Raw genomic sequence first — 12,916 nt, 5'->3', positions numbered from 1 at the left:
ACGGTTCCACGCGCTCGGGCAGTGGCGAGCGCTGCTCGAGCAAGGTGGCCAGCGATTCGACACTGGCATGCTGGAACAGCTCGGCCAGGGTCACCGGCAGGCCGGCCTGCTCCAGCAGGTTGACCAGCCGTACGGCCAGCAGCGAGTGCCCGCCCAGCTCGAAGAAGCTGTCGTGACGGCCCACCCGTTCCAGCTTCAGCACCTCGGCCCACAACCCGGCCAGGGTGCTTTCCAGGGCATTGGCGGGGGCCTCGTAGACCCGACCGATCCAGGCCTGCGGCGTCGGCACCGGCAAGGCCTTGCGGTCCCGCTTGCCGTTGGCGGTCAGCGGCAGCGCGGCCAGTTGCACATAGGCCGAGGGCACCATGTACTCCGGCAGATGGCCCTGCAGATGGGCGCGCAGCTCGCCGATCGTCGGTGCCGGCGAAGGCTCCTGCGCGGTGTAGTAGGCCACCAGGCACTTGTCGCCCGGCGCGTCCTCGCGCAGCAGCACCCAGGTGTCCCGGACCCCGGCACACGTCGCCAGGCAGGTCTCGATTTCGCCCAGTTCGATACGGAAGCCGCGCAGTTTCACCTGGTCGTCGTTGCGACCGATACACTCCAGTTGCCCTTGTGCCGACCACCGCCCGAGGTCGCCGGTGCGGTACATCAGGCGGTCCGGTTGTGGGTTGAACGGGTCGGCGAGGAACTTCTCGGCCGTCAGTCCCGGACGGTTCAGATACCCCTTGGCCACCCCCTCGCCACCGATATAGATCTCCCCCGTCACGCCCACCGGCACCGGTTGCTGGCGGGCATCGAGCACATAGACGCGGGTGTTGGAGATCGGCCCGCCGATGGACACGCTCTGGGCATCCGCAGACAGCGCCTTGACCTCCAGCGTGGTGGCGTAGGTGGTGGTTTCGGTCGGTCCGTAGCAATGCACCAGGCGCAACGCCGGGGCCTGGGCCAGCAGGCGACGGAAGACCGCCGGATCGGCCCGCTCGCCACCACAGAGGAGAATCCGCAGCCCGGCCAGGGCCTCGGGAATCATCTGCACATACTGGTTGAACAGCGCCGTGGTGACGAACAGGATGCTCGCCCCACCGGCACTCAGGGCCTGGCCGAAAGCGCTCGGATCGAGCAGGGTCTGGTGATCGATCACCAGCACCTGCCCGCCATTGAGCCACGCGCCCCAGACATCCATGGTGCTGGCATCGAACGCCGGGTTCGAGGCGAAGACCACGCGGTCGTGCTCGTTGAAGTCGGCATAACCGTTGTTGATCACCAGCCGGCTGATCGCCCGATGGGGTACCCGCACGCCCTTGGGGGTGCCGGTGGAACCGGAGGTGTACATGATATAGGCCACCGCCTCGGACGATTGCGCGATGTCCGGGTTGTCCTCGGACATGCCTTCCAGCACCAGGGTATCGAGCTCGATCCGCGCCGACGGATGCGCCAGCGTACACCCGCCATGGGTCAGCAGCGCCACCGCACGGCTGTCCTCGAGCATGAACAGCTGGCGCTCGGCCGGCGCCTGGATATCCAGCGGCACATAGGTCGCCGCGCACTTGCTGATGGCCAGCTGGCTGACCAGCAGGTCCAGCGAACGCGCCAGCAGGATCGCCACCGTGTCACCCGGTTGCACACCCTGGGCGATCAGATAATGCGCCAGGCGGTTGGCCCGGGCATTCAGTTCGCCATAGGCGACGACCTGTGCCCCGTGCACCGCTGCCACCGCGTCGGGACGGGCAGCCGCCCGGGCTTCGAACAACGCATGCACGGTGCGCTCGCGGGGGTACTCGCGTTCAGTGGCATTGAACGTCTCCAGCAACTGCCGTCGCTCGCTGTCCGCCAGCACCGCCAGGCTGCCGATGGCCAGTTCGGGCGGCTGTTCCAGGGCGACCAGCAACTGCTCCAGCAGCACATGCATGGCCTCGCACACGCGATGCGCGCCGATACCCGGTGGCGCCATGGCCGACAGCAGGAAGTCCTCGCCCAGGTCATCGACACTCAGGCTCAACCGGTAGTTGCTGCGCTCACGGGCCTTGAGCAGGCGGATGCCCTGCCAGGCCGTGGCTTTCTGCGCGGATGACGGGGTGGCTGCGGCACCGTGGCGATAGTTGAACAAGGCACTGAACAGCGGCGTATTCGGCGCTACGCCGCTGCAGCGCTGGACCAGGGCCAGCGGCGCGTGCTCATGGGCGAGCAACTGGGCCAGGCGCGCATGGGTGGCGAGCAACGCATCGCGCACGCTCTCATCGCCCAGGTCGACCCGCAGCGGCAGGGTATTGATAAACACCCCCAGGGCCCGCTCGGCGCCCTCACCACCTTGCAAGCGACCGAGCAGCACTGTGCCGAAGACCACCTGGTCGCGGCCGGAAAAGGCCCCGAGCACACGGGCAAACGCCAGGTGCATGAGGCTCGCCGCGCTGACACCCAACTGCCGCGCCTGAACCCGCAGGCGTCGACTCAGGTCACGCTCGACCGGACGCTGGCCTTCGTCGACCTCGCTGGCGTCCTCCTGCGTTTCACGCAGATCGAACGGCAAAGTCGGCTCGTCGATATCGCCCAGCATTTCGCGAAAGAATGCCTCGTGTTCCTGCTCATCGCTGCCCAGGCTCGCCTGGGCCACATAGTTGCGATAGGGCACTGCCGGCCCCAGCCGGTCGCCCCGACCCAGCAGGCAGGCCTGCAACTCGTGCTGCAGCACATCCAGGGCCACGTGGTCCATGACCAGGTGATGGAACAGCAACAGGGCGATGATCTCGCCACGGGCCGGGTCCCAGCAGTGCACCAGGCGCATCAGTGGCGCCCGGGTGATATCCAGGCGGTAGTGACGCGGGTCGAAACGCTCCTGCAGGTAGTCCAGGACATCGCCGCACGCGGCATCGGGCAGCAGCGCCTCGATGTCCAGCGGCGCTTCGCGCAACACCACCTGCACCGGCACTTCGAGACCGTCCCAGAGCATCGCGCTGCGCAGGATATCGTTGCGTTGGATCACACGTTGCAGGGCCTCGGCGAACGCTCGCAGGCGAGCCTCGTCGGCAAAGGCAAACTGCGCCTGCAGCACGTACGGATCGCCCTGGGTGGCCGCCAGGTGATGGTAGAGAATACCGGCCTGCAACGGCGCCAGCCCGTAGATATCCTGCACATTGGCGACACCACCGGGAATGCGGGCGACGATGCAATCGATGGCATCCTGGTCCAGATCCACCAGCGGCAGGTCCTGCGGGGTGATCCGCAGGCTGGACGAGGCGATGCGGTTGGCCGGCACCTCAATCTCGCGACCGCCGCCAACAGCCGCCGCGAAGGTCGCCAGCGTCGGTTGCCCGAACAGTACCCGGACATCGGCCGACAAGCCCAGCCGGCGCATGCGCCCGACCAGGTTGACCGCCAGCAGCGAGTGCCCACCCAGTTCGAAGAAGTTGTCATGGCGCCCTACCCGCTCGACCTTGAGCAGTTCGCTCCACAGCCCGGCCATCAGGATTTCGGTGTCGCCCAGCGGCGCCTCGTATTCGCGGCTGGACAACGCCGACGAGTCCGGGGCCGGCAGCGCCTTGCGATCAATCTTGCCGTTGGGGCTCAACGGCAAGGCATCGAGGTGCACGAACAGCGCCGGGACCATATAGTCCGGCAGGTTTTCCAGCAGGTGAACGCGCAGGACCTCGACAGCCAGCGCTTCGCCGGTGTAGTACGCCACCAGGCGCTTGTCCCCTGGCACATCCTCGCGGGCCACGATCACGGCTTCGTCGATGGCTGGATGGCGGACCAGGCGTGCCTGGATTTCGCCCAGCTCGATACGCAGGCCGCGAATCTTCACCTGATCGTCATTGCGCCCCAGGTACTCGATGGCGCCATCCGGCAGGTAGCGCCCAACGTCACCGGTGCGGTACATCCGTGCGTTGTCGAACGGGCTGAACGGATCTTCCAGGAAACGCTCGGCGGTCAGCTCGGGACGATTCAGGTAACCCCGCGCCACCTGCACCCCACCGATATACAGCTCGCCCACCACGCCCATGGGCACCGGTTGCCCTTGCCCATCGAGCAGGTACATCCGCGTATTGGCAATCGGCTTGCCAATCGGTGTGTTGTCCGGGGTCTGGGCCACGGAGCCCGAGCAATCCCAGGCGGTGACATCCACGGCCGCTTCGGTCGGACCGTAGAGGTTATGCAGTCCGGCCTTGGGCAACTGCGTCTTGAAGCGACGTACCACGCTGCCCGGCAAGGCCTCGCCGCTGCAGATCACCCGCTTCACTCCGGCGCACCGGCCCGTGTCGCCATGAGCGAGGAAGACATCGAGCATCGACGGCACGAAGTGCAAAGTGGTGATGTTCTGTGCCTCGATCACCTCGCCCAGGTAGAGCGGGTCCTTGTGCCCCTCGGGACGAGCCATCACCAGGCGTGCGCCAGTGAACAGCGGCCAGAAGAACTCCCAGACCGACACGTCGAAGCTGAACGGGGTTTTCTGCAGCACCGCATCCTGCGCCGTCAGGCCATATTCGTCCTGCATCCACAGCAGGCGGTTGACCACCGCGCCGTGTTCGTTCATCACGCCCTTGGGTTGTCCCGTGGAACCCGAGGTGTAGATCACATAGGCGAGGTGTCGCGCGTTCAGCTCCGATTGGTCGGGACGGGTGACGGGCAGGTCTTGCCAGGCATTGACGTCCATATTGATCACCGGCACGGCCACATCACCCAGCAACTCGCGGGTAGCGCCCTGTACCAGCACCGCCACCGGCGCGCTGTCCTGCAGCATGTAGGCGATCCGCTCCGATGGGTAGGCAGGATCGAGCGGCACATAGGCGCCGCCCGCCTTGAGGATGCCCAGCAGACCGATCACCATGTCCAGGCTGCGCTCGACACAGATTGCCACCCGCGCATCCGGGACGACGCCCTGCCTGCGCAGATGGTGGGCCAGCTGGTTGGCACGCCGGTCCAGTTCGCGATAGGTCAACTGATACTCGCCAGCGATCACCGCCACCGCATCCGGTGTGCGCTCGACCTGCGCTTCGAACATCCCGTGCAAGGTCTGCTCGAGGTGGTAGTCCACCTGCGTGGCATTAAGATCGAACAGCAGATGCTCGCACTCCGCGTCATCGATCAGGCGTACCTGCTCCAACTGCGCCTGGTCATCGGCGACCATGGCCTGCAGGACACGAATGAAGTACCCGGCATAACGCTGAATCGTCGCCTCGTCGAACAATGCCGTGGCGTACTCCAGGGTGCCGCTGATGCCGTCACGCACTTCGCCGAGGCTCAACGACAGGTCGAACTTGGCGAAGTGGCTGGGCTCATTGAGCCCTTCGAGTTTCAGGTTGCCCAGCACCCCTTCGGCCCGTTCGCTGTTCTGCCAGGTCAGCAGGGTCTGGAACAGCGGACTATGGGCGAGGCTGCGCAACGGCCGAGTGATTTCCACCACCTGTTCGAACGGCAGGTCCTGGTGTGCCTGAGCCGCCAGCGTACGTTCGCGCACCTGGGCCAGCAACGCCTCGATATCCGGCGCGGCGGCCACCTCGATGCGCACCGCCAGGGTGTTGACGAACAGCCCGATCAGCGTCTCGACCTCGGCGCTCATGCGGTTGGCCACCGGCGAGCCGATGACCACCTCGTCCTGCCCGGACAGACGGCTCAACAACAGCGCCCAGCCGCTCATCATGGTCATGTACAGCGTGGTGCCATGGCGCTGGCTCAACGCCCGCAGTCCTGCGGTCAGGGCTTCGTCCAGCCAGACTTCAACACTGCTGCCGGAGAAGTCCTGCTGCGCCGGGCGTGCACGATCGGTAGGCAGCATGAGCAAGGCCGGCGCCCCGGCCAGGGCCTGCTGCCAATAGGCGCTCTGGCGCGCCAGCACTTCCCCCTCCAGCCATTGCCGCTGCCAGACGGCAAAGTCGCCGTACTGCACCGCCAGCGGCGGCAGCGGATCGCTTTCGCCACGGCTGAAAGCCGCATAGAGCGCCGCCAGTTCGCGCGTCAGCACGCCCATCGACCAGCCGTCGGAGACGATGTGGTGCAGGGTCAGCAGCAGCACATGGTGATCGTCGCCGAGAATCACCAGGCGCCCACGAATCAGCGCTCCGCGCGCCAGGTCGAACGGTCCCGAGGCTTCGCCCTGGATCAACGCCTCGAGGGCCTGCCAGGCCTGGGGATGGCGGCGCAGATCCTCGATATGCAGCTCCAGCCCGGACCCGACCGGTTCGATCAGCACCTGGGGCACTTCATCATGCTCGACAAAACGGCTGCGCAGGGTTTCGTGACGCGCGACGATCCGCGCCAGCGCCCGTTGCAACGCCACTCCGTCAAGCTGGCCACGCAGGCGCAGGGCGACGGGAATGTTGTAGGCGGTATTGGCGCCCTCGATCTGTGCCAGGAACCACAGGCGCTGCTGGGCGAACGACAGCGGCAGCGGCTGGTCGCGGGGCACCGGCAACAGGGCCGGCAAGGCGCTGTGCCCGGCGGTTTCCAGAACCCGCGCCACGGCCGTCAGCTCGGGATTGGCGAACAGTTCGCCCAGCGACAACTCCCGCTGCAGGTGCAGACGCACCTGCGAGACCATGCGCATGGCCAGCAGCGAGTGGCCGCCCAGTTCGAAGAAATGATCGTGGCGACCGACCCGCTCGACCTGCAGCAACTCGGCCCAGATCCGCGCCAGGGCGGTTTCCAGTTGCCCTTGCGGCGCCAGGTACTCACGGCTGAACAGCGCCTCCCGGTCCGGGCGCGGCAAGGCCTTGCGATCGAGCTTGCCATTGGCCGTCAGCGGCAGTGCCTCCAGCCGAACGAAGGCCGCCGGCACCATGTACTCCGGCAACTGCTCGAGCAGGCGCGCACGCCAGTCGCCCATCGCCAGGGGCTCGGCCCATTCGCGGGCGGTGAAATAGGCGACCAGGCGCACCTGCCCCGGCTCGTCCTCGCGGGCCAGCAGCACCGCTTCCTTGACCCCCGGCAACTGATTCAGGCGGCTCTCGATCTCGCCCGGCTCGATACGCACGCCGCGCACCTTGACCTGGTCGTCATTGCGCCCCAGGTAGTCGAGCGTGCCGTCGGCCAGCCAGCGTGCCAGGTCACCGGTGCGGTACATCCGCGCCTGCGCCGCGTCGCTGAACGGATCGTCGAGGAAACGTTCGGCGCTCAGCTCAGGGCGATTCAGATAACCGCGGGCCACCCCGGCCCCACCGACATACACTTCCCCGGCCACGCCCACCGGCACTGGCCGCTGTTGTTCGTCGAGCAGGTAGACCCGGGCATTGGCGATGGGCTTGCCGATATGCAGGACCTGCCCGGCTTCCAGGCGCCCGGAGGTGGCGACCACCGTGGTCTCGGTCGGCCCGTAGTTGTTGACCAGTGCGAAACGCGGGGGCTGGGCCAACTGCCGCAGGCGGTCGCCACCGATCAGCAGGGTGCGCAGGGTCGGGTGTTCGAGGCCCTGGCCGAAGGCGTATTCGGCGATCGGCGTTGGCAGGAAACTGACGTCCAGGGGCTGGGCGTGCCACCAGTCCAGCAGCGCATCAAGGTTGCCATGGCCGAGGCTGGCCGGTGGCAGATGCAGGGTCGCACCGGCACACAAGGCCGGCCAGACCTCCCAGGCCATGGCATCGAAGCCGAAGCCGGCGACACTGGACGTGTGGCTGCCCTGGTGCAGGTCAAAGGCAGCACAGTGCCAATGCACCAGGTTTTCCAGGGTGTGGTGCTCGACCATCACCCCCTTGGGCAGGCCGGTGGAGCCGGAGGTGTAGATCACATAGGCCAGGTGTTGTGCCGTCAGTTCCTGTACCTGGGGATTGGTTTGGGGCTGGTCCTGCCAGATTGGCCGGTCCAGGTCGATCAGGGGCATGCTGGTGTCGCCAAGCAACGTGCGGGTCGCGCCCTGGGCCAGCACTGCCACCGGGGCGCTGTCCTGCAACAGATAGGCCATCCGCTCCGGTGGATGAGTCGGGTCCAGCGGCACATAGGCGCCGCCCGCCTTGAGGATCGCCAGCAGCCCCAGCATCGTGTCCAGGCGGTTTTCCAGGCAGATCGCCACCCGCGAATCCGGGCGCACGCCCTGCGCCCGCAGGTAATGGGCCAGTTGGTTGGCCTGCCGGTTGAGCTCGCCATAGTCCAGGCGCCGTTCACCCATCTGCAGCGCCACGGCACCCGGCGCAAGTTCGGCCTGCCGCTCGAACAGCCGGTGCACGGTCTGGCCGACCGGGTAATCGGCCCGGTGGGCATTGAAATCGCGCAGCAGGTGCTCGCGTTCGGCGTCGTCGAGCAGGTTGACCTGGCCCAGCGTCGCCTGGTCATTGGCGACCAGTTGCTGCAACACCGAGATGAAGTAGCCGACATAACGCTCGATCGTCGCCGGGTCGAACAGCGCCGTGGCATAGGTCAGGTTGCCGGCCAGGCAGTCCCCGACCTCGCCGAGATTGAGCGCCAGGTCGAACTTGGCGAAGTGCTCGCTCTCGCCCAGGCTTTCCAGTTGCAGGTCGCCCAGGGCGAGCTGCTGCGGCGGCGCGCTCTGCCATGACAGCATGGTCTGGAACAGCGGGCTGTGGGACAGGCTGCGGGCCGGCCGGGCGATTTCCACCACCTGCTCGAACGGCAGGTCCTGGTGCGCCTGGGCCGCCAGTGTCTGCGCCCGGACCTGCGCCAGCAGCGCCTCGACGCTCTGTTCCAGCGCGGTATCGATACGCACCGCCAGGGTATTGACGAACAGCCCCACCAGCCCCTCGATTTCCGCCCGCCCGCGATTGGCCACCGGCGAGCCGATGACCACGTCGGTCTGCCCGCTCAGGCGTCCGAGCAGCAAGGCCCACGCCGCCAGCAGGGTCATGTAGGCGGTGGTGCCATGGCGTTGCCCCAGGGCCTTGAGCCCGGCACTCAGGCGCTCGTCGAGCTGGAAGCCGACGCTGCTGCCGGTGAAATCCTGGCGCGGCGGTCGTGGTCGGTCGGTGGGCAGCGGCAACAACGTCGGCGCACCGGCCAGCGCCTGTTGCCAGTAGGCGCCCTGTTGCTGCAACAACTCGCCGCCCAGCCAGCGGCGTTGCCACACGGCATAGTCGCCGTACTGCACCGCCAACGGCGGCAAGGGGTCATCCTGGCCACGGCGGAAGGCGTCGTACAGCGCCATGGCCTCGCGGGTCAACACGCCCATCGACCAGCCATCGGAGACGATGTGGTGCAGGGTCAGCAGCAGCACATGGTGTTCATCGGCCAGGCGCAGCAAACTGGCGCGAATCAGGGGCCCGCGCTGCAGATCGAAGGGCGCGACCCGCTCGTGACGGATCCGCGCCCGCAGGACCTGCTGTGCTGCGGCGTCCCCACGCAGGTCCTCGACCACCAGGTCGAAGGCCTCGCCGGCCGGTGCGATGTGTACCCGTGGCTCGTCGTCGTGCAGGACAAAATGGCTGCGCAGGACTTCGTGACGCACGACGATACGTGCCAGGGCACGTTGCAACGCCTCGCTGTCCAGGGACCCGCGCAAGCCCAGGCCGATGGGAATATTGTAGGCACCGCCCGCCGTACCCAGTTGGGCCAGGAACCACAGGCGCTGCTGGGCGAAGGACAACGCCAGGCCCTCCTCGCGCGGCACCGCGAGGATCGGCGGCAAATGGCTGCGCCCGGCCCGGGCCACGGCGGCGGCCACCGCCAGCAACTCGCCATTGGCAAACAGTTCGCCCAGTGCCAGCTCCACGCCCAGGCGCTGGCGCACCTGCGACACCATGCGCATGGCCAGCAGCGAGTGGCCGCCCAGTTCGAAGAAGTGATCGTGGCGCCCCACCCGCTCGACGTGCAGCACCTCGCTCCAGATCTGCGCCAGGGTCGTTTCGATCGCGCCCTGCGGCGCCTGGTATTCACGGGTGAACAGCGCCTCCAGTTCGGGCCTTGGCAGTGCCTTGCGGTCCAGCTTGCCGTTGGCGGTCAGCGGCAGCGCCGCCAACTTCACATAGGCCGCAGGCACCATGTAGTCGGGCAAGTGGGCTTGCAGCCAGGCACGCAACTGCGCCATTTCCAGCGGCGCGACCTGCTCCTGCTCGATAAAATAGGCCACCAGCCGTGGCTGTCCCGGTTGATCCTCGCGGGCCAGGACCACGGTTTCCTTGATGCCCGGCAACTGGTTGAGACGGCTCTCGATCTCGCCCAGCTCGATGCGCACGCCACGAATCTTCACCTGGTCGTCGTTGCGCCCCAGGTATTCGACAGTGCCGTCCGGCAACCAGCGCGCCAGGTCGCCGGTGCGGTACATGCGCGCCTGCGGCGCACGGCTGAACGGGTCGTCGAGGAAGCGTTCGGCGGTCAGCTCGGGACGGTTCAGGTAACCCCGCGCGACGCCGGCACCGCCCACATACAGTTCCCCCGCCACGCCCAGCGGCACCGGGCGCTGCTGTTCGTCCAGCAGGTAGATCCGTGCATTGGCCATCGGCTTGCCGATATGCAGCAGCTGCCCGGCCTCGACCCGGCCCGAGGTGGCGACCACCGTGGCTTCGGTCGGGCCGTAGTTGTTGATCACCTCGAACGACGGGTTCCTGGCGAAATGGCGCAGGCGGTCGCCGCCGATCAGCAGCGTGCGCAGGGTCGGGTGGTCGAGGTGCTGGCTGAACGCATGCTCGGCCACCGGGGTCGGCAGGAAACTCACGTCCAGCGGCTGGGCGCGCCACCAGTCCAGCAGTGCGTCGATATCCTCGCTGCCCTCGACGGGTGCCGGCAGGTGCAGCGTCGCTCCGGCGCACAGGGCCGGCCAGACTTCCCAGGCCATCGCATCGAAGCCGAAGCCGGCGACGCTGGAGGTGTGCCGGCCCTGGCGCAGGTCGAAGGCCGTGCAATGCCAGTCCACCAGGTTGCACAGGGTCTGGTGCTCGACCATCACCCCCTTGGGCAACCCAGTGGAGCCCGAGGTGTAGATCACGTAGGCCAGGTGTCGCGGCGTCACCTCGGGGCGCTGCCCGTGGGCAACGGCGTGCTCCTGCCAGAACGGCTTGTCGAGGTTGATCACCGGCACCGAAAGGCTCGGCAGGCGCGCCAGCAGGTTGTCCTGGGTCAGCACCGCCACCGGCGCGCAGTCGTCGAGCAGGTAACGCAGGCGCTCGGCCGGATGGGCCGGGTCGATGGGCACGTAACCAGCGCCGGACTTGAGGATCGCCAGCAGGCCGACCAGGGTATCGAGGCCACGCCGGGCAACGATGGCCACGCGATCGTCGGGTTGCACGCCCGACTCGCACAGATGATGGGCCAGGGTATCGGCCCGGCGATTGAGCTCATCGTAAGTCAGTTGCTGGCCCTGGCACACCGCCGCCAGCGCCTGGGGCTGGGCCAGCGCCTGGGCCTCGACGCGCTGGTGCACCGTGAGGTCCTGAGGGGCATCGGTGGCACTGGCATTGAAGTCCTCCAGCAGCAGGGTCCGTTCGGCCAGGGGCAGGATCGACAACTGCTCCAGGGCCCTTTGGGGCGCCTGCTCCAGGGCCTGCACCAGGTTTTCCAGGGCGGTCCGCAGGTAGGCACAAATACGCCGAGGATCGACCTGGGTACTGGCCAGCAGGGTCAGGCGGAAATCTTCGCCCAGGTCGTCGATGCTCATGGTCAGCGGATAATTGGTGCGTTCCTCGGAACTGAGCGTGCTGATGCCCTGCCAGGCCGACGGGGCGGCGCCCGCGCCAGGTGCCGCCGAATGCCGGTAGTTGAGCAGCGAACTGAACAGTGGCGTCGGTATCGCCACGCCGCTGCAACGCTGGGCCAGGGCCAGTGGCGCATGTTCGTGGCGCAGCAGGGTGGTCAGCCGCGCATGGGTCGCCCTGACCCCGGCTTCGCTCCCCTGCCCATCGATATCCACGCGAAACGGCAAGGTATTGATAAAGATCCCCAGCGCCCGGTCGCCCTCGCCACCGCCCTGCATCCGCCCCATCAGCACGGTGCCGAACACCACGTGGCGCTTGCCCGAGACCTGCCCGAGCACCAGCCCCCAGGCCAGGTGGAACAGGCTGGCGGCACTCACCCCGAGTTGCTTCGCGCGGCTGCGCAGGTTGCGGCTCAGGTGTGGGTCCAGGTCCAGGCTGAACTCCTCGATGGCGGTGCCATCGCCCTGCACATCCTGCAGGCCGAAGGGCAGCGTCGGTTCCTCGATATCGCCGAGCATGTCGCGGAAGAAACGTTCGTGTTCCTCTTCGCGGGTGCCGAGCCGGGCCTGGGCCACGTAGTTGCGAAACGGCACTGCCGGACCCAACTGGCCGCCGAGCCCCATGAGGAAGGCCCGCATTTCATGACGCACCACCTCCAGGGCACTGTGGTCCAGGGCCATATGGTGGAACAGCAGCATGGCCACCCACCGCCCATGGACCTCGTCCCGGGCATGGACAATGCGGATCAGCGGCGCCTGGCCGACATCCAACCGGTAGTGACGACCGTCGAAACGCTCGTGCAACTGCGCGAGCACGTCCCCGTCCGCCGGGTCGAGCGCCACCTCCTGCACCACCAGCGTGGCCTGGCGCCAGACCACCTGCACCGGGCTCTCCAGACCTTCCCAGTGCACGGCGGTACGCAGGATGTCGTGACGATCGATCACCGCCTGCAAGGCCTGGGCAAACGCCTCGAGACGCTGGCGATCCTCGAAGGCGAACTGCGACTGCATCACATAGGGATCGCCCTGCCCCGCGCTGACATGGTGGTAGAGGATGCCCTCCTGCAAGGGCGCCAGCGGGTAGATGTCCTGCACATTGGCCACGCCCCCGGGAACGCTGGCAACGATGCGGTCGATCTGCTCCTGGGTCAGGGTCGCCAGCGGCAGCATGGCCGGGGTGATCCGCGCGACCTGCGCGGTAATGACATTGGCCGGCACCGCGACCTGGCCCGACGCCGTGGCCGAATACTCGCCGCTGCGGATCATCTCGATCAGCAGCACCTTGTGCTCGCGCAGGCGGGCAATCACCTCAGGTTCGGTCAGGGCCTGCTTGTTGCCCTGCACGACCAGTTG

General features: G+C 67.3%; 1 pseudogene. It reads right to left on the bottom strand.

The window, feature by feature from the left end:
- Positions 1–46 precede the first annotated feature (46 nt).
- A pseudogene (locus tag HX881_RS27870) lies at positions 47–12,790 on the bottom strand (non-ribosomal peptide synthetase); the annotation flags it as partial.
- Between the last annotated feature and the right edge of the window lie 126 nt (positions 12,791–12,916).

Origin of the sequence: Pseudomonas gingeri (assembly GCF_013386115.1) — a bacterium.
Classification (GTDB): domain Bacteria; phylum Pseudomonadota; class Gammaproteobacteria; order Pseudomonadales; family Pseudomonadaceae; genus Aquipseudomonas; species Aquipseudomonas gingeri.
Note: the sequence above shows the minus strand (reverse complement) of the source record. Positions and strands in the feature narration are given on the sequence as shown.